The following is a 21,995-nucleotide window of genomic DNA, read 5'->3' as shown; positions in this document are numbered from 1 at the left end:
AGTTCAACGATCTCTGCCGAGCTGAACCCTGCGGTGATGGACATGTAGTTGCCTCCTGATCGTGAACTGACTCACAACCAGCCTGACGCAGAGGGAGGGTGACAATAATCGACCGTGTCCACCGCGGAAACGCGACGGGACTGCCCGCTCGATGAAGAGTCACATCGATAACTGGCCGATCGGCAAGGACGGCTCATCGATAGCTGGCCACTCGACGCAAAGTCGCGCGAATTTGTCGACCGACGTTCACCACGCGCAGCGCAGCGCAGCGCCAGACGCGCCGGCTACCGGCGCAGCACCCGCCGCGCGAGACCGTTGCCGAGAAACTGCACCAGCTGCACCAAGACGATGATGATGATCACCGCCGCCCAGGTCACCACCGGATCGAACAGGCGGTAGCCGTACTGGATGGCGAAGTTTCCGAGCCCGCCGCCGCCGATCAGCCCGGCAACCGCAGACATGTCGAGCACGGCCACGAAGATGAACGTGTAACCGAGGATAAGCGGCCCAAGAGCCTCCGGGATCAGGATCGTGAAGATGATCCGCACCGGACCAGCGCCCACCGACCGCGCCGCCTCGATCACGCCCGGCTGCACGGTGAGCAGGTTCTGCTCGACGATGCGGCTGATCGCAAACATCGACGCGAGCACGAGGGCGAAGGTGATCATCGTGTTACCGATTCCCGTGCCGACCACCACGCGCGCCAACGGCTGCGCCGCCGCGAGAAAGATGATGAACGGGATCGGCCGGAACGTGTTCACGAGCACGTTCAGCACCGAGAACACCACACGGTTCTCGAGCAGGTTGCCGCGCCGCGTCGTGTACAGCCCGAGCCCCAGGGTCAGCCCGGCGAGCCCGCCGAGCAGCATCGCGATACCGACGATGTAGAACGTCTCGTACACCGACGTCCACAGCAGCGGAAGCAGTTCGATCAACCTGTCCATGGTCAGTCCACCTCCGTCACGGTGACAATTGACCCGATTCGCTGCAGTGCCGCGGTGATCGCCTCGTTGTCGCCGTTGAGCGCGAGGGTCAGGTGACCGAACGTCTGGCCCTGCACCTCATTGATGCCGCCGTAGACCAGCTCGAAGGCGACTGACGCCCGGGAAAGCTCGAGAAACACCGACGCCTGCGACGTGTTGCCGTTGGCAAAGGAGAAGGTGACGATGCGACCGGGATGCCTCGTGCGCAGCACCGCGAGCGCGTCTGCTTCCGGAACCGACGTGATGATCGTCGACACAAACTTCTGCGTCGCCACAGCCTGCGGGTTGGAGAAAACGTCGAAGACAGCACCGCGCTCCACAATGCGGCCCTGCTCCATCACCGCGACCTTGTGCGCGATCGAACGAATCACTTCCATCTCGTGGGTGATCACGACGATGGTGACGCCGAACTCCTCGTTGACGCGCTTGAGCAGGGCGAGTACCTCGCGGGTCGTTTCCGGGTCCAGTGCGCTGGTCGCTTCATCCGCCAGCAAAATACTCGGTGACGTCGCCAGGGCCCGAGCGATGCCCACCCGCTGCTTTTGTCCGCCGGAGAGCTGGTCGGGGTAGGCGTGAGCGTGCTCGGCGAGCCCCACGAAGTTCAGCAGGTCGGAGATGCGGCGCTGGTGTTCGGACTTTGGAATACCGGCGACCTGCAGCGGGTATTCGACGTTGCCCCACACGGTCTTCGAGGAGAACAGGTTGAACTGCTGGAAGACCATGCCGATCCCCGCGCGAACCGAACGAAGGTCCCGTTCGCGCAGGGCGCTGATTTCGACGTCCTTCACCGTGACAGAGCCGGACGTGGGCTGTTCGAGGGCGTTGATCAGCCGCACGAGGGTGGACTTTCCGGCGCCGGAGTACCCGATGATGCCGTAGATGTCGCCCGGTTCGATGTCGAGGCTGACATCGTCAATGGCCACCAGCGGCGCCTCGCCCTTCGAGCGAGGCGGGAACGCCTTGGAGACGTTCCTCAGCTGGATTATCGGCATACTCAGCCCGCCGCGACGTCTGCCTGGACGTCTGAGAGGGTGGCCTGAAGCTCGTCGACCGGGGTGGTTGTCAGCACGGCGGTGCCACCGGACACCTCGAGGAGACCATCGGTGACGGCGGGGGTGGTCTGGAAGATGTCCACCAGGCGCAGCAGCACCTCGTTGTCGGCATCCTCTGCACGGCTGGCGAAAACGTTGATGTACGGCTGGGCACTGGGGTCGGCCGGGTCGTCCGTGGCGAGCGCGTCATCGAACGAGAGACCGGCGTCGTCGACGAAGTCGTTGTTGATAATGGCGGCGGCAACGTCGGGCAACGAGGTCGGCACGAGCGCGGCCTCGAGCGCAATCACCTCGACCTTCGACGAATCGAGCACGTCGTCGAGGGTCGAGAAGGGGCTACCGCCGTCGGCGAGCTCGACCAGGCCGGAGCTTTGCAGAACGAGGAGTGCGCGCGCGAGGTTGCTCGCGTCGTTGGGAACCGCGACGGTCTCGCCAGCCTCGATGTCCTCGAGCGCGGTGTACTGGGTCGAGTACAGCCCAAGCGGGTAGATCGCGGTGGCACCGATGGGGGTGACGTCCTCGCCGGCGTTCTCGTTGTACTGCGCGAGGTAAATGAGGTGCTGGAACTGATTCAGGTCGAGGTCGCCCGCGGTCAGCGCCGGGTTGGGCTGCGCGTAATCGGTGAAATCGACCAGGTCGACGGCGATGCCTTCCGCCTCGGCCGCGTCGACGTAATCCGCCCAGTACGGGTCACTCGCCCCAACCACTCCGATCTTCACCGGCTCATCAGCTGATCCGAGACCCTCGGTGATCGCGTCGCTGCCGGCGGCACCACCGCCGTCACCGGTCGACGAGGCGTTCGAATCGTTCGCGTTGTTGAGCGCGACGATCGCGATGATCGCGGCGATGACGACGACAACCGCGGCGGCGATGATGGCATAAAGACGACCGCGCTTTTTGGGCGGGGCGATCAGGGGTGTTGGGGAAGACATGAGTGGGGCCTCTTAGGGATAACGGGGATGACGGATGTTCGCTGTGGGGCCGGTGTTACCCGGCTCCTTCCAGCATCCTCAGGCTCCCGCGCTTTCACAATTCGTGTTGCCCCGCGTGACGCACAACCCCTGAAACGGCGCCGAAAACGGTACCCCTACCGCGTCGGAATGACGTAGCCCTCCGGCAACGGGTTGGCCGTCAGCAGGATGGTGTCGCCTTCGTGGATCAGGTACGGGTTCGCCAGTGTGGCGCCGTTTTTGTCGGCGAGCTGCCAGATGTATCGCGCGAAGCGGGTGCAGATCTCCACCGCGATGTCCCCGGCGGCCACGGTGTAGCGATACGGGTTGCCCGAGGCATCCGGCTCGACCGTTCCTGCGGCGTGCGCCACCACCCCGTTGTCCACCGGGGTGGTCAGCACGATGTCCGCCTCCTCGGGAATCACCTCGGGGTCCGGAACTGTCTCGACCGGCACTTCGACGGGCACCTCCACCGGAAGCTCGACCACCGTCGGCTCCGGAACCGCCGTCACCGTGACGGCGGGCGCTGGTGCGGCGGTGATCGTCACGGTGGGCACGGGAGTCGGTGACTCGAGCGAGGTGGTCGTTGTGCCGAGGCATCCGCTCAGCATCACAACACAACTGGCGGCGACGCTCGCACTCGCCAGCGAACGCGCGACCACCCTGCGGCCCCCGACGGTGCGACCCGCCAAGGCCGGCAAAAACGGGTAGCGGGCGCGGCGAACGAAGGGTAGGTGCGGGGTCATCGTCTGATCGTAGCGACCATTGGGCCCAAACGTAAGGTTCGCTCACGCCCGGGAGCGACGCCCGCCGCTACCCCCCTACCCGAACTAGCCGAGCAGCTCGGTCAGTTCGAGCCAGCGCGACTCGACCTCTGCGACGGTCTTCTCGAGCGCGCCGAGCTCATCGCTCAGCTTGCCGAGGCCAGCGAAATCCGACTGGTCGTGGGTCGCCAGCAGAACGTGCAACTCGCTGATGCGCGCGGTCGACTTCTCGATCTTGCGTCCGGCGGCGGCCAGTTCTTTCTCGGCGGCCCGCAGCTCGGCACCCTTGGGTCGGTTGCTGTTCTCGGGTTGTTTTGCCTTGCCGGTGGATGCCGCAGCCGCAGCGCTCGCGGCAGACAACTGACCGCTGCGCAACTTGAGGTACTCGTCCACACCACCGGGGAGGTGGCGCAGGTTGCCGCCGAGCACGGCGTACTGCTGGTCGGTGACGCGCTCCAGCAGGTACCGGTCGTGCGAGACGACGAGCAGGGTTCCCGGGTAGGAGTCGAGGAGGTCCTCGATCGCCGCGAGCATGTCGGTGTCCAGGTCATTGGTCGGTTCGTCGAGGATCAGCACGTTCGGCTCATCCAGGATGATCAGCAGCAGCTGCAGCCGACGCTTCTGCCCACCGGACAGCTCACGCACCTTGTTCGACAGCGCGTCGCTCCCGAAACCGACCCGTTCGAGCAGCTGGCTCGGGGTCATCTCCTTGCCCCCGGACACGTAGGTACTCTTCTGGCGTCCGAGCACCTCACTGACCCGGTCTTCCCAGATTTCGGCCAGTTCGCCGAGCTGCTGGGTGAGCGTGGAAACCTTGATGGTCTTACCGCGCTTGACGTTGCCCGTGGTGGGGAGCAGGGTTCCGGTGACGAGGCTGAGCAGCGTGCTCTTACCCGCGCCGTTTACACCGAGGATTCCGGTGCGCTCTCCCGGCGCGATACGCCAGGTGACGTCCTTCAGTACCTCTTTCGAGCCGCCGTTGATGCGGTCCTCGTAGGTGACGGAGATATTCTCCAGGTCAACGACGTCCTTGCCGAGACGCTGCATCGCCATCGAGGCGAGCGAGATCTTGTCGCGGGGCGGCGGCTCGTTAGCAATGAGTTCGTTGGCTGCGTCGATGCGGAACTTCGGCTTGGTGCTGCGGGCGGGTGCTCCGCGGCCGAGCCAGGCGAGCTCCTTGCGCATAAGGTTCTGGCGCTTGGACTCTGAGGCGGCAGCCGAACGGTCGCGCTCGACGCGCTGCAGGATGTACGCGGCGTAGCCACCCTCGAAGGGCTCGATCAGGCGATCGTGCACCTCCCAGGTGTCCGTGCAGATCTCGTCGAGAAACCACCGGTCGTGAGTCACGACCACGAGGGCTCCGGCGTCCTGGTTCCACCGACGCTTGAGGTGCTGGGCGAGCCAGGCGATGCCCTCGACGTCGAGGTGGTTAGTGGGCTCATCGAGAAAGATGATGTCCCAGTCACCGACGAGCAGTGCTGCGAGCGCAACGCGGCGCCGCTGGCCACCACTGAGCTGGCCGATGCGGGCCTCCCACGGCACGCCCTCGACGAGGCCGCCGAGCACGTCTCGCACGCGCGGGTCGCTTGCCCACTCGTATTCGGGGCGTTCGCCGACGATGGCCGCAGAGACCGTGAGGTCGTCGTCCATCTCGTCTGCCTGGTCGAGCATGCCGAGCAGGATGCCGCCGCGCCGGGTCACCCGGCCGCTGTTGGGTTCGAGCGTGCCAGCCATCAGACGCATGAGCGTCGACTTGCCGTCGCCATTGCGGCCGACGATACCGATGCGCTGGCCCTCGTCGATGCCAATTGTCACGGAATCAAAGATGACCCGATTCGGATACTCAAGATGAAGAGCTTCCGCCCCGAGAAGATGTGCCATAGGTATAGGAGCTTACCGTGCGCCCGCTTGCCTGCCTCGGCGCCCGCATACCTGAAAATAGTTCACCTGAAATCGGTTCACCTAAACGACACCTGCCGTCTACCGCTGGGCCATTAGGCAACCCTAACGTTCTGGTCGCCCCATCCCTTGCCGGGGCCCCCTTGACGAATAGGACCACCTTCAATGGCTCATCGCCGCCGAACCACCCGCCAGCTCGCTGTCGCCACCGGACTGGGTGTGATCCTCTCCACCGTGTTCGCCGCCGTACCCGCGAACGCCGCCGAGCCGTTCACGCAGGAAGAGCTGAAGTACGACTACCCGTCAAACGCGGCGTATGACTACATTCCGATCATGGATCTGTTCACCGACATCGTGAACAACCAGCCCGGCGTGGTCGCCCTCAACGACGCCACCACCGTGCGTATCAACAGGACCGCGACCGCGACGGAGATCGACCGCGCTATCGTCGACCAGTACGCGGACATGTCGCTGTCGATGGCTGACGGCCTCGGCGTGAACCTGGGCGCGATCTACACCGCCGCAATGGCCGCGGGAGAGCTGCCGAAGACCAAGGCACTCATCTCCAAGGACGGCGGCCTCGTCGGGTACTACTCCTCCACAAATCCGGCGAAGGACTTCTTCGACTACGACCGTCCCTACATCCGGTTCGAAGCAGCCCTCGTCAAGCACGACAAGCCGGGCGGCAACGTGTGGAGCTCCACGAGCGGATCGTACCCGAGCGGCCACACCTCGCAGGCATACTGGCAGGGCACCACCCTCGCAACGCTGCTGCCCGAGCTTTCGCCACAGATTCTCGCGCGCACGTCAGAGGCGGGAAACAACCGCATCGTCCTGGCAGCGCACTACCCGCTCGACGTCATGTCGGGCCGTATGATGGGCCAGCACATCGTTGAGCGTCGCTGGAGCGACGCCCAGTTCCGCGTGCTGTTCGAGGAGGCATCCGCCGAGCTGCGCGCCGTGCTCGAGGCCGAGTGCGGCGACACCCTCGCCGCGTGCATCGCCGCCGACACTCCGTACATGTCCGACGAGGATGCTCTCGCAGTCTACGAAGAGCGCTTGGCTTACGACTTCGTGCAGACCGGCGCCGCCGGCCAGGACGTCACCGTGCCGGCTAACGCCGAGTCGTTGCTGCTCACTAGCCACCCCACGCTGACCGACGCGCAGCGTCGCCAGGTACTGGAAATGACCGCGACCGACTCGGGGTACCCCCTCGATGAGGCAGCGAACGGCAGCTGGGAGCGCATTAACCTGTCTGCGGCCATGGCTGCTGACGTCGTTGTAAACGCCGACGGCACCGTGTCGTTCGCCGCTGACGTCGTCGTCCCCACGCCGACCACGCCCCCGACTGAGAACCCGGCCGTGGTTGTCCCCGTTGACGTCGTCACCCCCGGTGGCACCACCGTAAACGACACCGCCACCGGTGCTGCTGCCGACGGCGAACTCGCCGCTACCGGCACCGAGGTCGGCGGCGCTCTTGCCGCAGCCCTCGCGCTGCTCGTCGCCGGCGCCGCGGTCATGGTGCGTCGTCGCCGTATCACCGCTCGCAACTAGTAACCAGCAACTAGTAACAACGCCTCGCCGGGGTAACTCCCGGCGAGGCCAACTCACCGCTCCACGATTCGGGCGCCGGCATGCACCACCGCCGGCGCCCGAACTCGTTCCGGTGCGAACGCACCAGGCTTGAACGCACGGGCTTGAGCGCGCCACTACTCTGGCGGGATGACTGACAGGGATGGCTGACACCGCGGCGACGGAGCTCCTGCCCCACGCGCGCGAGGTGGAGATCGTGCTGTTGCTGGCCTCCGCGACATCCCGCTACGAAGGACGACCGGCAGATGGACCCCTGCCGCCGGTGGGACCCGAGTCGCGCACGTCGATCGAGATCCGCGCGGGCCTCGGGGTGGTCGGCGATCGCTACTTCGGCAAGCCCGCCCACGTGCGGGCCTCGGTCACGCTGATGGCCGCGGAGGTCTTCGACCTCGTGGCTGACGATCTCGGCATCCCCCACACGCTGAATATGGCAGCCGCCCGCCGCAATATCGTGCTGCGCGGGGTCGACATCGACGCGATGCGCGGGCAAAGCTTGAGCCTGGACACGGGAGACGGCCCCGTAGTGTTTCGTGCGAACCGGCCGGCGAACCCGTGCGCCTGGATGGACATCGTGCTCGCCCCCGGTGCCAACCGGGCGCTGCGCGGGCGCGGCGGCATGCGCTGCGAGCCGCTGAGCAGCGGACGCCTCACCCTCGGGCCGGCGATTCTGCGCACCGAGCTGGCGGGCTGAAAGACTGGACCCATGCAGACACTCCTCGTAACCGGCGGCGCCGGCTTCATCGGCGGCACCATCGTGACCGCTGCGCTGGAGCGCGGCTGGCAGGTGCGGGTCTTCGACTCGCTCCGCTCCGACGTGCACGGCGACGTGCCGCGGCTTGATCCCCGGGTCGAGTTCGTGCGCGGCGATGTACGTGATGCCGCCGCGGTGGCCGACGTGCTGACCGGAATCGACGTGGTCTGCCACCAGGCGGCGAAGGTGGGTCTCGGCGTGGACTTCGCCGATGCCCCGGACTACGTCGGTTCGAACGATCTCGGCACCGCCGTTCTGTTGGCCGCGATGGCTGCGGCCGGAAAGAAGCGACTCGTGGTCGCGAGCTCCATGGTCGTCTACGGCGAGGGCGCCTACCGCGGTCCCGGCGGGATGACCCGGCCCGCCCCCCGCCGCATCAGCGACCTCGACGCTGGCCTGTTCGACCCGCGCGACGACTCCGGGGGCCTGCTCGAGCCCGAACTCATCTCCGAAGACGCCCCGCTCGACCCGCGCAACGTCTACGCGATCACCAAACTCGGCCAGGAGCAGCTCGCCACCTCGTGGGCGCGCAGCACCGGTGGCGTCGCCGCAGCGCTGCGCTATCACAACGTCTACGGACCGGGCATGCCGCAGAACACGCCGTACGCGGGGGTCGCGTCGCTGTTTCGCTCGGCCCTGCAGCGCGGTGAGGCACCCCGCGTGTTTGAGGACGGCGCCCAGCGTCGCGATTTTGTGCATGTGCGGGATGTCGCCTCCGCCAACCTCGCGGCCATCGAATGGACCGCGACGGCCGAGGAGAGCACCTCCCGCCCGTTCAACGTCGGCAGTGGCACCGTGCACACCATCGGCGAGATGGCGGAGCAGCTCAGCCGTGCCTCGGGGGGTCCGGTGCCCGTCGTCACGGGCGAATACCGTCGCGGCGACGTGCGACATATCACCGCATCATCCGCTCGCCTGAAATCCGAACTCGGCTGGAAACCCTCGATCACCTTCGAGGAGGGCATGAGGGAATTCGCGACCGCGCCACTGCGGGCGGCAGTGCAGTAGCGGCTCCGCCAGCCGCAGCGTCAGCGTCAGTCGCAGCCGCAGCCGCAGCCGCAGCGTCAGTCGACGGAAACCGTGACCGTGTGCAGGCCCGTGGAGCCATCCGGGGCGGGCGGCGCTTCCGACGCGGTCTGCACGGTCCCGTCGCGGTCGGTCGCGCGCACCCGCACCTCGTGATCGCCGGAGGTGGCCTCCCACGCGTACGACCACTGCAGCCAGGTGTCCGCCGTCACGGCGGTGGCGAGGGTAGCGGCGCGCCACTGCCCTCCGTCGATGCTGACCTCGACGGCGGCGATGCCGGTGTGCTGGGCCCAGGCGACGCCGGCGATCGCGACCGTTCCCGCGGAGACCGGGGTACGGGACGAGGGCGTGTCGATGCGGGATGAGATCTTGATGGGGCCGCGTGCGGTCCAGCCACGGGATGTCCAGTAGCCCTCGTCCTGCTCGAACGTCGTGACCTTCAGCTCGGTCACCCACTTGGTCGCGGAAACGTACCCGTACAACCCGGGAACCACCATTCTCACCGGAAAGCCGTGCTCCAGCGGCAGCGGTTCACCGTTCATCCCGACGGCCAGCAGCGCGTCGGTGTTCTCATCCGTAAGCACCGCCAGGGGGGTACTCGCGGTGAATCCGTCCTGGCTGGTCGACAGCACCATGTCGGCGCCGCTGTCCGGCTTCGCTCGCGCCAGCAGCTCGCGAATCGGGTAGCCCAGCCACAGCGCGTTGCCGATGAGGTCGCCGCCCACCTCGTTGGAGACGCAGGTGAGGGTGATCCACCGCTCCTGCAGGGGCAGCGCGAGCAGCTCGTCGAAGGTGATCTCGAGCTCTTCCTCCACCATGCCGGTGATCTTCAGGGTCCAGCTGCTCGAATCGATCGCGGGAACCTGCAGCGCGGTGTCGATCCGATAAAAGTCCGCGTTCGCCGTCACGAAGGGCGAGATGCCGTCGACGTCGAGTGTTGCATCCGTGCCAATGAGGGGGCCGGGGGATGCCGCGGCGGGCAGTCGCAGCGACTCGCGCACAGTGTTGGCGGCGGTAGTAGCCGCACTCATCGCCCGGGCCGCAGCGGCCACCACAGCGCTCGCCACACCCGCGACGATCAGCGTGGTGAGGAACTGCCGCCGGGGCTGGCCCGCACCACCGAAGCTGATCGCCGTGGCATCCGGTGTTCGCATGCTCGTGCCAGCCGCGCTCCTCGCGCCAGCCGCGCTCTCCCATGCTTCGAGCCGGCGCACGAGCAGCCGCAAAACAATGACACCCGCCGCCACCCCGATCAGCACGGGGGCGCCGTCGATGGCCGTGGCCTCTGAGCGGGTGACCGACGCGACCAGCGCGATCAGCCCGACCACCAGCAGCAGGGTGATGCCGTAGGGCGGTTTGCGCAGCTGCACGATTCCGACCGCGACGGCGAGCGCCACAACAACCAGGCCGAGCACGACGAAGAGAAAAATCTTGTCGGCCGTGCCGAACACGTCGATGACCAGGGTCTTCAGGCCGCCCGGGGTGAGATCGATGACGAGAGAGCCGACGGAGAGGATCGGGTTGCCGCGCCCTCCGAGCAACAATGACACCACTTCGGCGACCGCGAGGGTAACGAGGGCCGTGACGACCCCGACCAGACCGGCGAACAGCGTGATGCGTGCGGGCGCGGGCGAGGATGTAGTTGCCTGCCGCGAGGGTTCGGTCGTCGTCACCGGCTCAGCATAAGCGCGGTTGTTGAGCAAATGCCGGGATCGTGCGTCAGCGCAGCACGGCGTAACCTGCCGCAAGCGTGCGTAACATCGTGTGCAATCCCGCGCCGCCGGCCGTAGTGTCTTCTCAATCGCGACGTACCCAAGTGGTCTAAGGGAACGGTCTCATAACCCGTTAATCGCAGGTTCGAATCCTGCCGCCGCGTCTACTGAAAACCCTCCGACAGCAGTGTCTCCGGCCCTACGGGCCGACTCCGATGAGAAGCGTTTGGCGAGACAGTGCTCGAGCCGTGGTGTCTGCTTCAGGCTCTGAAGCGCCACGTAGCCCGTCGGCACGTAATAGTCGGCGCCGGTGAGGTACCAATGCACAAAAATGCCGTTCTGCGGGTGAAAGGCTTCTATTTTGACGGCGGGACCGGCGGGGTCTTCAACGACTCGAACGCGGGTTTTCTCGAGAGATTCACCAAGAATCGAATGGCTGCTTGTTGGTTGCGCCTCGGTATAGAGCGTTTGGCCGACCAGCAATGTCGCCTTGCAACCCTTGGTGTGGGACTCAGTACTGGATGCGTTCGCCGGGGCGGCTGGCAGAATCAATAGAGCGGCCATTGCCACAGCAGCGAGGACATGACTCTTCTTCATGTCAGTTTTCTCTTCTCATGAGCGTGGTTGCAAACTGGACGGTTGCACGATGATCGCGCGGACATTCCCTACGGCCCATGATGAGCCATCCGCCAGCTACCCGCTACGGGTTAATCCCCCCGCCGCGTCTACGACGAACCCTCAGCCACGGGCGTCTACTGTCAAGGAGTGACAGAGCCCACCCCCACCGTCGACGTGATCTTCCCCTGCCTCAATGAGGAAGGCGCGCTGCCGTGGATTCTCGGACGGCTCCCCGAGGGATACCGCGCAATCGTCGTCGACAACGGCTCGACAGACCGTTCCGCCGACGTCGCGCGCGAGAATGGGGCCATCGTAGTGACGGAACCACGCCGCGGCTTTGGCTCCGCCGCCCACGCGGGTCTCCTCGCGGCCACCGCGCCCATCGTGGCATTCTGCGACGCGGACGCCTCCATGGACCCCCGCGACCTCCCCCGCGTCGTCGATCCGGTCAGAGCCGGCACCGTCGACCTGATGCTTGGCCGCCGCCGCCCCACCACCCGCGGCGCGTGGCCGCTGCACGCCCGGATGGCAAACCGCGCGCTGTCCATCCTGATGCGCCGCGCCACCAAGCTGAAACTCACCGACCTCGGACCGATGCGCGCGGTCGGCCGCCAGGCGATGCTCGACCTCGACCTGCAGGATCGGCGCAGCGGCTACCCGCTGGAGCTCGTGCTCCGGGGCAACGCCGTCGGCTGGCGGATCGCCGAGGTGGACACCCCCTACTCTCCGCGCGTCGGCCGGTCGAAGGTCACCGGCACCCTGCGCGGCACCATCGTCGCGATCAAGGACATGTCGCGTCTGCTGGGCGCCCAAAAGCACTGATAGCTTGCACTGCCAGCGGAGGCACAAGAACGCACCGCATCATTGGGGGCAGTCTGAACCGCAACTCAGAACGCTCGCCAGCAATCTGTTTGACGCTACGGATACGAACAGTGGGAAACGGCACATCCGTGCCGCGTCCCCCCAACCATCTGGAGCGCTCTTATGACAACCCTGGTGCTCATTGCAAAAGAGACGCTCCCCGGCAAGGTCAAAACCCGCCTGACCCCGGCCCTCACTCCCGAGCAGGCCGCGGAGCTCGCGGCCGCCTGCATCGGCGACACCCTGGCCGCCACCGCGACCCTGCCCGCGACCCGCCGCATCCTCGCCTTCGACGGCACCCGGGTGCCGGCCGGCGCCGAGACTTTCGAGGTGCTGCACCAGGTCGGTGGCACGTTGGACCAGCGCCTTGGCGCGATTTTCGATGAGGTGGATGGCCCGCTCGTGCTCATTGGGATGGACACACCCCAACTCGACCACGACGACCTCGCTCCGGCGTTCGACTCGTGGCCAGAGGGAGTGGACGCCTGGTTTGGACCCGCCACCGACGGCGGGTTCTGGGCGCTCGGCATGAACGCGCTGTCGGTGGACCAATTGCGCGGCACGACCCGAGGCGACCTGATCCGCGGGGTTCCCATGTCGCAGGATGACACGGGCCGCCGTCAACTCGAACGCCTGGTGAACGCCGGCCTGAACGTCACAATGCTGCCGGAACTGACCGACGTCGACACCATCGCAGACGCTCACGAGGTCGCCGAGATCGCTCCGCATGGATCTTTCGCCGCGACACTGGCAGGCTTCCGCCAGCTCACCGCCGCTGGCCCCGCGCGTTTCTCCCGCTGATGAGCATCGCCGAGCGGGCCACCAGCTCGCGACCCGCAGCAGCCGCTTCACCCCACGCTCTGTTTGGAGCCGGTGGCAGCGAGCCGTACGCCAGGGCCCTCCGCCGCAGCGAGCAATCACCGCTCGTTCTCCGCGAGTCGCAGCACGGCACCCTCACCAGTCGGATCACCATGGACGTCGACCGCTGGCACGCCGACGCAGACGCCACCGACCTCGCCCTGCTGGGAGCGGTGACCGGCCCGGTGCTCGACATCGGATGCGGCCCCGGCCGGATGGTGCGCGGAGCGGCAGCGCTCGGCCTCGATGTGCTCGGCATTGACGTGTCCCCCGCTGCGATCGAGGTGGCTCGAGCCTCCGGTCTGACCGTGGTCGAGGCATCCGTTTTCGAGGAAGTGCCGAATGCGGGCCGCTGGCACACCGCCCTGCTCGTCGACGGCAACATCGGCATCGGCGGCGACGTGATCGCCCTGCTCGAACGATGCCGCGAACTGATCACGCCGAGCGGCGAGATCGTGGTCGAGCTTCACGTCGACCCGACCACCGACCGAGAGTACATCGCGTCGTTGGTCGACTCGGACGGCGGCGCGAGTGAGCTCTTTCCCTGGGCTGAGGTCGGACTCGACCGGATCGCGCACCTCGCACCACAGCTCCGGCTGGCGCTTCGGCACGCCTGGGTTAGCGAGGGCCGCAGCTTCTGCCGCCTGGTCGCGACTTGCACGTAGCCCCGAGCGATTGGCCGCGGGCAGCCGTTCGAAGCCGTTAGATCGGAATAAACGCGCCCGTCCACAGTATGGGGAGCGATAGCAGTGCCAGAAAGACCGCCATCGCCAGCGTCACCGAATTCTTCGCCGAGAGCGCTTTGTTCTGCACGAAGACGATCACGGCGAGAACAAGGCTCGCGATCGCGGCGATTTCTATCGGAACCCAAAGAACCAAAAAGATAGGGAAGAGAACGAGCCACCCTTGCTGGTTGGCAACGAATACGGGTAGCCACATCAGACCAAACAGCGCGAGGAACGCGACTCCACTCCCGACGGCGCCCCACCAGGCGACTCGGGCGAGTGCTCCCTTTCCCGTAAAACCAAGTGTCGCAACCCGAGTTTTTGTCGAACTAGTGCGTTCACTCATAACCGAATAGTAGTCAGTTACGGGGGGATGCCGAGCTCCGGGGAGACACAGCCCACACCACGAACCCAAGTGCGAGCGCCAGTGCCGAGTTAACGCCCAGCGGAAGGAACCCGCGATCAGCGGGCCGATCCGCAACCACCATGACCGAGACGAGATCACGGGCAAAATCTGCGCTTCCGAGCGCGGCACCCGTGAAGTTGGGGGTGTATTCGGAGAACCGCTCCGTGTCGCCTGATTCCGTGTCCACCCACGAAAACGAGGACCGGTTGCCTTCAGGATCATCGCTGGTGTGTAGCAGAACTGACGTGTCGTCGCGCCACCCGATCGCCGTCCCGAACTCGATCCCCGTGAGAGGAATTGCACGGTGGACCGGTTGAGCCTCCGAAACGGCGACAATGTGTAGTTCGTTTCCGCTGAGGAATGCCAGTCGCTGACCGTTCGGTGACCAGGCGTCACCATCGATGTACGGGGCGTCGATCACGGGTACGTCGAGAAGCTGCGCGCTGCCGTCCGCCACGTCGACGAGGACGATCCCGTCCCCAGTGTCTGCGACGATTCTGGCACCGTCGGGTGACAACGCGGCCGAATTGACATCGGTAAGGGTGGCGTACTCCCGCACGGCACCGGTGTCCAGGTTCAGACTGACGAGGGCGCCGTGAAGCCGAAAGGTGTAGTCCGTGTACCGGCTCAGGCTCCCCGTGCTCACGAGAAGCAGCACCTGCTTCCCATCCGCTCTGATGCTGACAGGAACGGCTGCCCGGCCATTTCCGATGTCGAGCGACCGTTGGCTATTGTCCCGCAGTGTCGCGACAGTGACTTCGCTGCCACCTCCCGCATTGCCGACGACCACGAACGTGCCGTCGGGCGACAACACACTCGGCGCCGGATCACCCTGGTCGTCCGCGATAGTCAACTCCTCGGACACTCCCAGCCGACGGTATGTGCTCCCATCCGACGCCAGCACGACAGCTTGAGGCGCGTCAAAAAACTCGACGCCCACCCCGTTTCGGTACATAGCAATCGCGGCGTCCATCTCCGATGCGGACAGACCAGAAGTCCACCAGTCATAAGCGGCGACTGTGCTGGGGAAAATCGGTTCCGCGGTGCCCGGGTGCGGCGCTGACCACACGTAAGGAAGGGCCACCACCAGCAAGCCGATTGCTGTCACGATGACGGCGGGCAGCCGCCTTCGACGCCTGCTGTGTCCTCGAGATTCCGTGTCGTTCACTAAGACCCCCAGAGTCAGCCACAATGTCTGCTGCTGCCAATCTTTGTTGGCGCGCAGCCTTCCCTCTCTGAAGCTTGAGGGAAGTCTTCGCGAACATTCCCTATTGCCGCGCCATCGCGATCCGTAGGCGTTCGTCTCCGTCGATCAGGTGGTCGTGGTCGTCCTCGCCCGTGTCGATCTGTACCCAGTGGATCTTGCCGGAGAAGCGGCTGGTCTGGGGCGCGTAGTCGGGGCTCACGGCCGTGCCGGACTCGAAGCCGACATCCGTCGTCTCGTCGGCCGAGAAGATCAGCGGTTGCGTCGCTCCGACTCGGCCCGTACCCGCCAACACACCGTCGTAGTACAGGGTGACGTCACCGCCCTTCGCGAGGCCGCCACCGTCGTAGGCAAACTCCATGCGAGCCTGATGCTTGCCCGCCTGAAGCGGAGCGTCTGCGGACGTCGTGAAGGAGTGGATACCGAGCACGTTGTAGACGAATTTCGCCTTGCCCGCAGAGAAGTAGAAGGCCCACCCGCCGAACCTTCCGCCCTGCGCGATCACTACGCCCTCGGCTCCGGCTTCGGGCACGTCGATCTCGGCCGTCACCGAGAACGACTTGTTTTTGATGCTGATCACGCTGTTCTCGGACAGTCTTCCCATGCCGGAGTAAAAGAGCTGGGAGTTTCCGCGGATGAGGGTGGGGCGTCCCGCCATCTCCGCGTTCAGGCGCTCGGCCGTGCGGTCGTCGATCGGCAGCACGTTGTACTTGACGGCCTCGATGAGCCACAGGCGCTGCAGTTCATGGAGCTTGTCAGGTTGCTCAGCGGCGAGGTTGCGCGCCTGGCTGTAGTCCACCGCTCCGTTGTACAGCTCCCAGACGTCGTCGTCGAAAGCAGGCACGGTGCCGCCCACCATCTGCCACGGGGTGCGGTGCTTGGTCACCGCACTGAGGCCCTTGAAGTACACGCCGCGATTGCCGAACATCTCGAAGTACTGCAAATCGTGCCGCTCCGCCGCGGCGGCCTGCGAGAAGCTGTACAGCATGCTCGTTCCCTCGATCGGAGACTGCTGCACGCCATTCACCACAGTGGGCTCCGGGAGCCCGGCGGCCTCGAGGATCGTGGGCGCCACATCTATGCAGTGGGTGAACTGCGTGCGCAGTCCGCCCTTGTCCTCAATACCGTTCGGCCAGTGCACGATCGTGCCATTGCGCGTGCCGCCCCAGTGGGAGGCGACCTGCTTGGTCCACTGGAACGGCGCGTTCATGGCCCATGCCCAGCCCACCGCGTAGTGGTTATACGAGGTGGGCGAACCGAACTCGTCTATTTTCGAGCGCATGAACTCGGGGGTCTCCAGGGCAGCCATTCCGTTGAAATTCGCCATCTCGTTGAAGGCGCCGTTCATCGTGCCCTCAGCCGAGGCCCCGTTGTCTCCGATGATGTAGTAGATGATCGTGTTATCGAGCACGCCCAGGTCTTCGATCGCGTCGATCACCCTGCCGACGTGGTAATCGGTGTGCTCAAGGAACCCGGCGTAGACCTCCATCTCACGCTCCAGCACTGGCTTCAGCTCGGCCGGCATGTCTGCCCACGCCGGGATCTCCGCGTGGCGGGGCGTCAATTCGGTACCGGCCGGGATGACACCCAGTTCCTTCTGCCGGGCGAAGGTCTTCTCGCGTTGGGCATCCCACCCGTCCGCAAACTTTCCTTTGTACTTGTCTGCCCACTCCTGCGGCACGTGGTGCGGGGCGTGCGTCGCACCGGGTGCGAAGTACGCGAAGAACGGCCGGTCGGGCATGAGGGCCTTCTGTGTGCGGATCCAGCTCACGGCGCGATCCGCGAGGTCCTCCGTCAGGTGGTATCCCTCCTCCGGAGTAGCCGGCGGCTCCACCGGGGTGGTGCCGTCGTACAGCGCCGGCTCCCACTGGTTGTTCTCCCCGCCGATGAAGCCGTAGAACGTCTCGAACCCACCCCCGGCCGATGGCCAGGCATCGAAGGGACCCATCGGGGAGGACTGCCACACCGGCACCTCGTGGCACTTGCCGAACTGCGCAGTCGAGTACCCGTTGAGCTTGAGCGTCATCGCTAGGGGCGCCTTCGTGTTCGGCCGCACGGAGCTGTTGCCCGGGGCCGACGTCGCGGTCTCGGTGATGCTGCCCATCCCGACCGAATGATGGTTGCGACCGGTCAGCATCGCCTGTCGCGTCGGTGCGCAGAGCGCCGTGGTGTGAAAGCGGTTGTACTTGAGGCCGCCAGCAGCCAGTTTGTCCGCGTTGGGCGTGTCACACGGACCGCCGAACGCGCTCGATGCCCCAAACCCCACATCGTCGAGCAGCACAATCAGAACATTCGGCGCTCCCTCGGGAGGAAGAAGAGGTTCGATCGGCAGGAACGACGTCGCCGGATCCTTCGCATCGTAGGTCGTCAAACCCGGAGCCTGAATGTCAGGAATCGGCAGCATAGCTCGTGCATGGCGATCGGGAATCATGAGGGTGCCTCCTGGTTTGGGTGTAGGTACACCCGCACGCTAACGCTCGGGGCGACTTAGCCGCCTCACCCCCTGCATGTGATGAGAGAGGACATCTCTGCGAGAAACTACGCCGCGTCGTACACGTAATCCGGAGACTTGATGAGCGCGATCGCGCCGCCGTCAGCACTTTCCACCGCGATCAGGCCGTAAGCGATGGATTCCTCGGAGTCGCCTTCTTCAACCTGAAGCGCCAGCGCGCGGGGTGGATAGTTCGGATCGCTGTATGTCTGGAAGGACGGAAGCCCGACGAGCGCCTCATCGAAGGAGTCACCAACCTGCGTGCCGTCGACGGCCGCGATTGCCACGCCGGAAGTCTCGTCCGCGGTCGCCTCGACGTAGAACTGAGTCTTGGGGGCGGACTCATCTGAGGGGCGTCGTACGCCGATCTCGAATCCGCCCCAGCGCGTGATGTCCGTTTCGAAGTAGTGGGGGTTCTCAGGGAGATTCTCGGTGCTCGTTGGGGCTCCGAGTAGGTCGGTGACGAGCGCGACGGCCTGATCCCCGTCGGAGGTGTAGTCAAGCGAGACGAGCACGGTGCCGGACGCGTCAACAACGTCGGTCGCCGCCAATCCGATGATGATGCTCGCTGGCGCCTGGGCAGTCTCGGCGGGACTGGGCGTCGCCGAGGAGGACGCTGCCATGGAGGGGCTGGGCGTCGCAGAGAAGGACGCTGTCGCAGAGGGCAACGATTCGGACGCGTTGCCGTCATCGGGTGTCGGGGTGCACGATGCAAGCAGCAACGATGACAGGACAGCGGTGACGATGACGAGCGGTGTGCGCAACGTAGCTCCTTGGCAGTTCAACCTCGGGGGAAGCCCTTGATCACTGAAGCTAGTCGATTACGCGCACTCCACACCGTACTAAGCTGATCGTTGCTCAACTGATATCTGCGAAGGCCTGAGGCGCAGATACACGCCCACGGTCGCCGCTGTGAGTACCGCGAGCACCGCGTACAGTCCGATAAGGCCGGCGCCGTAGTTGAGCGGCAGCAGGGTCGCATTCCCGGTGCCGATGCCCTGCTTCAGGATCTCGGGAAACACCAGCAACGTTGCGATGGCGCCGACGACAACCGCCCCCTGAACGATCAGCAGCACGGCAAACGGAATGCGCTTGCCCGCCCGGCGAAGCATCAGGCTGACGCCGAACACTATCGGCGCGAGGATGCCATCGTGCAGCACCAGTGCGCCCGCGAACCAGAGGAGAAGTCCGGGGTAGTTTTTCGCCGCGACATCCTGCACCAGCACAATCGCGCCGATGGCCAGCAGCACCAGGCCGAGGCCAATGAGGCCCTGCTGGATGCGTCGGGTGCTGCGGCCGACGGGAGCAGGCGCGCCGGGCGGGTTCACGACAGGTGGGGTTACGGCGGCCATCAGATTACCTCCAGGGTGCTGAGCCACTTGGTTTGCATCACGCCGGGGCGACCGGGAGCGATCATACGGGCGGGGTAGCCGTGGTCGATGTCGAGCGGTTGTCCGGCGAGTTCGAGGGCGACGAGGGTGAGCGCGTCGCGCGCGTATTCCGGCCCCATTTCGGTGACGGCGTAGCTGCTTTTCTGTTCGAGGCTGGTGAGGCGGATCCGCGCATCGGTGTCCGCGCCGACCGTGTCGAGCAGGTCCGACAGTCGTGGTCCCCGCCAGCTTGCGGTCTGGCTCCACCCCTCCACACAGGCGATGGGCAGATCAACCTGGTGCTGGGGCAGTGCGGCGAGCGCCGCCCGTGAGAAGCTGCGGGATGTCTCGCCGTTGGTCACCGTCAACGTCCAGTCGGGGGCCACCGCGGTTTCGGTGACCTTTGCGGCGGCGGCCGTGCGGTTGACGGGCAGCCCATTGGGCCCGATCCCGGCCTTCCGCGGAGCGAAGATGTTGGTGGGGTCGAGCACGCGAAACGACTGTCCGGCCGTGGTCACCACGAGCGCGGCGCTGGCGACGCCGACCGTGGTGAGGAACGCGCGGCGGCTGGCGCGCGGTGGTGCCGCCGGGGTTCGGTCGATCCATGCGAAGATGCGCCCGGTGACGCCCGCGGCAGCGGGGCTAGCGGCAGCGGGGCTCACGGCATCCCCCGTCTCGGCACTCACGGTCGTCGCCGACGCCCGCTTGGTCCAGTGGGCGGAGATTATCGGCAGCTTCAGGGCGATGTGGATGGCGAGCGACCCGATGATCACGAACGAGAGCGCGTAGTGCGTCTGGCGGAACGGAAACGGGAAGAGTGCGTACCACTGGTAGGTGTTGAGCATTCCGGTGACGATCTGCACGAGGGATGCCGCGACGAACAGCGCTATCGAGGCACGCTCCAAAAAATGGGGGAACGAGCGGATGGCGGGTGTCTGAAACAGTTCGGGAAAGACCGCGTACAGCTTGGCGAACAGGAGCGGAAAGCAGAGGATCCCGGCGGTGATGTGGATGCCCTGGGTCCACTGGTACAGGAATGTGGGCCGGGTCGGGAAGCGCATCCAGGGCAGTGGATCCTGCAGGTAGTGGCTGAACAGTCCCGTGCCGAAGCACAGGAGGAAGGCGATGGCGAGCAGCCGCCCGACGACCACCGCCGTGCGCGGGGTGCGCGAGGGCGCGGCGAGCGCCCGTCGGGCCTCCCCCATTAGTTGCTGCACGTCTGGCATGCTCTCTCCCCTGTTCACACACGAAGGCTTACGCATCAATCTGCACAGTATGTTCGTAACCGTGCCACATTCCGACAGGATGGGTTTGTGCGCACAGCCCTGACAGCCCTGCTCGTTGCCGCGGGAGCCGTTCTCACGGGCTTCTCGGTGGCTGGCCTGCCCTATTACGACGGCAAGTCCGATGAGATCGAGCCCCTCGTCTACATCACCGCGGTGCTGTGGATTCTTTTTGCGCTCGCCATCATCGCGCTGCGCGGGGTGCCCGCGAAGGCGGTGGTGGCGCTGGTGCTGGCCGGATCCGCCGCGATCGGGGGTGCGGCCCTGCTCGGCCCGCCCAACACGAGCACCGACTCCGCCCGCTACGCCTGGGACGGGATCGTGCAAAACGCCGGCATCTCCCCCTACGAATACGTGCCGGCGCATCCGGCACTGGAACACCTGCGCACCGACTGGCTTTTTCCGGCGCCGGTGGTGGATGCCGCGGGCGAGGCGTCCTGCGAAGGCGCGAGGGTCATGAAGGCAAAGGAGATCGTCACCGGCGACGTTCTCTGCACCACCATCAACCGGGCCCACGTTCCCACGATCTACCCACCCACCAGCGAGATCTTCTTCGCGGGGGTGCGCCTGCTCACCGGGCCTACCCCCGAATACTGGCCGATGCAGGTCGCCGGGCTGCTGATGAGCCTCGGCGTCACCGTTCTGCTGCTGCGCACCCTGCACACCACCGGCCGCGACCCCCGCTGGGCCGCGCTCTGGGGCTGGAGCCCGCTGGTCGCCACCGAGGGCGTCACCAACTCGCACATCGACATTCTCGGAGCGCTCCTTCTCTTAGGCGCGACAATTCTGGTGTCCTCCGGTAGGCGCATCGGCGGGGGTATCGCGCTCGGGGCGGCCATCGCCACCAAGCTGATTCCGGTCATCGGTGCCCCGGCATTGCTGGGGCGCCGCCCGTGGGCCATCATCGCGGCATCCATCACCACATTCTTCGTGCTGTATATCCCGTACATCCTCGGCAGCGGAATTGACGTGCTCGGCTACCTGCCCGGCTACCTGACCGAGGAGGGGTACAGCAGCGGCACCCGCTTCATCCTCATCTCGATGGTGGTGCCGGGCTCTGGCGCCCTCGTGGTTGCCGCCATCCTGATTGCCGCGACCGCCGCTCTCGTCTGGTGGAAGTCGGATCCCTACAACCCGTGGCTCGGGCAGCTCCTGATGATTGGCACCACCCTGCTCATCGTGACCCCGCGCTACCCCTGGTACGCCCTGCTGCTGGTGCCAATGATCGCCATGACCGGCCGGTGGGAGTGGCTGGCCGTGCCGTTGGCACTCACCGAACGACTTCTGATAGCGGATGTCACGCTCGCCAGAATCACCGCCGTTGCAGCGATCGCGCTCATCGTCACGATGGCGATCCACCGCGCCGGGCCGACCCGCCATCGCCAGTATCCTCCTGACATCCAGGCTGTCAGGAGAGTGTCTTAGAAAACACCGCGGCAGATAGTTTTG

The 21,995-nt window shown here is 65.8% G+C and carries 19 protein-coding genes and 1 tRNA gene; 8 read left to right on the top strand and 12 right to left on the bottom strand.

The annotated features are described in order from the left end of the window. Positions 1-284: 284 nt before the first annotated feature. The 5 genes from B0I08_RS14105 to B0I08_RS14080 all read right to left on the bottom strand — a co-directional run bounded on the left by B0I08_RS14105 (position 285) and on the right by B0I08_RS14080 (position 5,630). On the bottom strand, positions 285-944 hold the full coding sequence (locus tag B0I08_RS14105) for a methionine ABC transporter permease (protein WP_106213919.1): 660 nt from the start codon (positions 942-944) through the stop codon (positions 285-287). Positions 945-946: 2 nt separating this feature from the next. Further along, positions 947-1,975 carry a methionine ABC transporter ATP-binding protein gene (locus B0I08_RS14100; protein ID WP_106213917.1) on the bottom strand — a complete coding sequence of 343 codons (1,029 nt, stop codon included), beginning with the start codon at positions 1,973-1,975 and terminating at the stop codon, positions 947-949. Positions 1,976-1,977: 2 nt separating this feature from the next. Continuing rightward, entirely contained in the window at positions 1,978-2,967 is a 990-nt protein-coding gene (locus tag B0I08_RS14095; protein WP_106213915.1) for a MetQ/NlpA family ABC transporter substrate-binding protein, read from the bottom strand. 155 nt (positions 2,968-3,122) lie between these two features. Beyond that, positions 3,123-3,731: a LysM peptidoglycan-binding domain-containing protein gene (locus tag B0I08_RS17630; protein ID WP_146134432.1), complete on the bottom strand. Its 609-nt coding sequence runs from the start codon at positions 3,729-3,731 to the stop codon at positions 3,123-3,125. Positions 3,732-3,815: 84 nt separating this feature from the next. Then, entirely contained in the window at positions 3,816-5,630 is a 1,815-nt protein-coding gene (locus B0I08_RS14080) for an ABC-F family ATP-binding cassette domain-containing protein (protein WP_106213909.1), read from the bottom strand. 183 nt (positions 5,631-5,813) lie between these two features. Here B0I08_RS14080 and B0I08_RS14075 point away from each other — a divergent pair, with 183 nt between their 5' ends. The 3 genes from B0I08_RS14075 (at position 5,814) to B0I08_RS14065 (ending at position 9,000) form a co-directional block, all read left to right on the top strand. Continuing rightward, positions 5,814-7,202, top strand: a complete 1,389-nt coding sequence (locus B0I08_RS14075) for an acid phosphatase (RefSeq protein WP_106213907.1) — start codon at positions 5,814-5,816, stop codon at positions 7,200-7,202. 181 nt (positions 7,203-7,383) lie between these two features. After that, a complete protein-coding gene (locus B0I08_RS14070; protein WP_106213905.1) occupies positions 7,384-7,932 on the top strand; it encodes a molybdenum cofactor biosysynthesis protein in 549 nt (182 codons plus the stop codon). Between the two features lie 12 nt (positions 7,933-7,944). Beyond that, positions 7,945-9,000: an NAD-dependent epimerase/dehydratase family protein gene (locus B0I08_RS14065; protein ID WP_106213903.1), complete on the top strand. Its 1,056-nt coding sequence runs from the start codon at positions 7,945-7,947 to the stop codon at positions 8,998-9,000. Positions 9,001-9,056: 56 nt separating this feature from the next. On the opposite strand, the gene B0I08_RS14060 is transcribed toward B0I08_RS14065, so the two are convergent. Then, complete coding sequence (locus B0I08_RS14060) at positions 9,057-10,691, bottom strand: molybdopterin-dependent oxidoreductase (RefSeq protein ID WP_245884819.1); 1,635 nt, start codon at positions 10,689-10,691, stop codon at positions 9,057-9,059. A 129-nt stretch (positions 10,692-10,820) separates the two neighbouring features. On the opposite strand from B0I08_RS14060, the gene B0I08_RS14055 reads away from it, so the two are divergent. The 4 genes from B0I08_RS14055 to B0I08_RS14040 all read left to right on the top strand — a co-directional run bounded on the left by B0I08_RS14055 (position 10,821) and on the right by B0I08_RS14040 (position 13,732). Continuing rightward, positions 10,821-10,894 (top strand) — tRNA-Met (locus tag B0I08_RS14055). 601 nt (positions 10,895-11,495) lie between these two features. After that, complete coding sequence (locus B0I08_RS14050; RefSeq protein WP_106213901.1) at positions 11,496-12,170, top strand: glycosyltransferase family 2 protein; 675 nt, start codon at positions 11,496-11,498, stop codon at positions 12,168-12,170. Between the two features lie 162 nt (positions 12,171-12,332). Continuing rightward, positions 12,333-13,010 (top strand): TIGR04282 family arsenosugar biosynthesis glycosyltransferase, encoded by a 678-nt coding sequence (locus tag B0I08_RS14045; protein ID WP_106213899.1) that lies wholly within the window; start codon positions 12,333-12,335, stop codon positions 13,008-13,010. Further along, positions 13,010-13,732: a class I SAM-dependent methyltransferase gene (locus tag B0I08_RS14040; protein ID WP_106213897.1), complete on the top strand. Its 723-nt coding sequence runs from the start codon at positions 13,010-13,012 to the stop codon at positions 13,730-13,732. Before B0I08_RS14045 ends, B0I08_RS14040 begins: the two co-directional genes overlap by 1 nt. 37 nt (positions 13,733-13,769) lie before the next feature. On the opposite strand, the gene B0I08_RS14035 is transcribed toward B0I08_RS14040, so the two are convergent. The 6 genes from B0I08_RS14035 to B0I08_RS14005 form a co-directional block, all read right to left on the bottom strand. Then, positions 13,770-14,138 carry a hypothetical protein gene (locus B0I08_RS14035; RefSeq protein ID WP_106213895.1) on the bottom strand — a complete coding sequence of 123 codons (369 nt, stop codon included), beginning with the start codon at positions 14,136-14,138 and terminating at the stop codon, positions 13,770-13,772. A gap of 13 nt (positions 14,139-14,151) precedes the next feature. Continuing rightward, the gene (locus B0I08_RS14030; RefSeq protein ID WP_106213893.1) at positions 14,152-15,306 is read right to left on the bottom strand and encodes a lactonase family protein; all 1,155 of its coding nucleotides are present in this window, start codon (positions 15,304-15,306) and stop codon (positions 14,152-14,154) included. A gap of 160 nt (positions 15,307-15,466) precedes the next feature. Then, a complete protein-coding gene (locus B0I08_RS14025; protein WP_106213891.1) occupies positions 15,467-17,833 on the bottom strand; it encodes an arylsulfatase in 2,367 nt (788 codons plus the stop codon). A gap of 107 nt (positions 17,834-17,940) precedes the next feature. Further along, positions 17,941-18,657, bottom strand: a complete 717-nt coding sequence (locus tag B0I08_RS14020; protein WP_146134431.1) for a hypothetical protein — start codon at positions 18,655-18,657, stop codon at positions 17,941-17,943. A gap of 78 nt (positions 18,658-18,735) precedes the next feature. Beyond that, complete coding sequence (locus B0I08_RS14010; RefSeq protein WP_106213885.1) at positions 18,736-19,245, bottom strand: hypothetical protein; 510 nt, start codon at positions 19,243-19,245, stop codon at positions 18,736-18,738. After that, positions 19,245-20,489 carry a molybdopterin-dependent oxidoreductase gene (locus B0I08_RS14005; RefSeq protein WP_245884818.1) on the bottom strand — a complete coding sequence of 415 codons (1,245 nt, stop codon included), beginning with the start codon at positions 20,487-20,489 and terminating at the stop codon, positions 19,245-19,247. The genes B0I08_RS14010 and B0I08_RS14005 overlap by 1 nt, the downstream gene beginning before the upstream one ends. Before the next feature lie 87 nt (positions 20,490-20,576). On the opposite strand from B0I08_RS14005, the gene B0I08_RS14000 reads away from it, so the two are divergent. Further along, complete coding sequence (locus B0I08_RS14000; RefSeq protein WP_106213883.1) at positions 20,577-21,971, top strand: glycosyltransferase family 87 protein; 1,395 nt, start codon at positions 20,577-20,579, stop codon at positions 21,969-21,971. Positions 21,972-21,995: the final 24 nt, after the last annotated feature.

Source organism: Glaciihabitans tibetensis (genome assembly GCF_003003265.1).
GTDB lineage: Bacteria > Actinomycetota > Actinomycetes > Actinomycetales > Microbacteriaceae > Glaciihabitans > Glaciihabitans tibetensis.
This window is presented reverse-complemented; position numbering and strand designations above follow the sequence as displayed.

Coding starts and splice junctions, on each gene's coding strand:
- B0I08_RS14005 (WP_245884818.1), bottom strand. CDS start 20,489: ATGCCAGACGTGCAGCAACTAATGGGGGAGGCCCGACGGGCGCTCGCC.
- B0I08_RS14105 (WP_106213919.1), bottom strand. CDS start 944: ATGGACAGGTTGATCGAACTGCTTCCGCTGCTGTGGACGTCGGTGTAC.
- B0I08_RS14025 (WP_106213891.1), bottom strand. CDS start 17,833: ATGATTCCCGATCGCCATGCACGAGCTATGCTGCCGATTCCTGACATT.
- B0I08_RS14065 (WP_106213903.1), top strand. CDS start 7,945: ATGCAGACACTCCTCGTAACCGGCGGCGCCGGCTTCATCGGCGGCACC.
- B0I08_RS14095 (WP_106213915.1), bottom strand. CDS start 2,967: ATGTCTTCCCCAACACCCCTGATCGCCCCGCCCAAAAAGCGCGGTCGT.
- B0I08_RS14080 (WP_106213909.1), bottom strand. CDS start 5,630: ATGGCACATCTTCTCGGGGCGGAAGCTCTTCATCTTGAGTATCCGAAT.
- B0I08_RS14040 (WP_106213897.1), top strand. CDS start 13,010: ATGAGCATCGCCGAGCGGGCCACCAGCTCGCGACCCGCAGCAGCCGCT.
- B0I08_RS14010 (WP_106213885.1), bottom strand. CDS start 19,245: ATGGCCGCCGTAACCCCACCTGTCGTGAACCCGCCCGGCGCGCCTGCT.
- B0I08_RS14075 (WP_106213907.1), top strand. CDS start 5,814: ATGGCTCATCGCCGCCGAACCACCCGCCAGCTCGCTGTCGCCACCGGA.
- B0I08_RS14070 (WP_106213905.1), top strand. CDS start 7,384: ATGGCTGACACCGCGGCGACGGAGCTCCTGCCCCACGCGCGCGAGGTG.
- B0I08_RS14100 (WP_106213917.1), bottom strand. CDS start 1,975: ATGCCGATAATCCAGCTGAGGAACGTCTCCAAGGCGTTCCCGCCTCGC.
- B0I08_RS14045 (WP_106213899.1), top strand. CDS start 12,333: ATGACAACCCTGGTGCTCATTGCAAAAGAGACGCTCCCCGGCAAGGTC.
- B0I08_RS17630 (WP_146134432.1), bottom strand. CDS start 3,731: ATGACCCCGCACCTACCCTTCGTTCGCCGCGCCCGCTACCCGTTTTTG.
- B0I08_RS14035 (WP_106213895.1), bottom strand. CDS start 14,138: ATGAGTGAACGCACTAGTTCGACAAAAACTCGGGTTGCGACACTTGGT.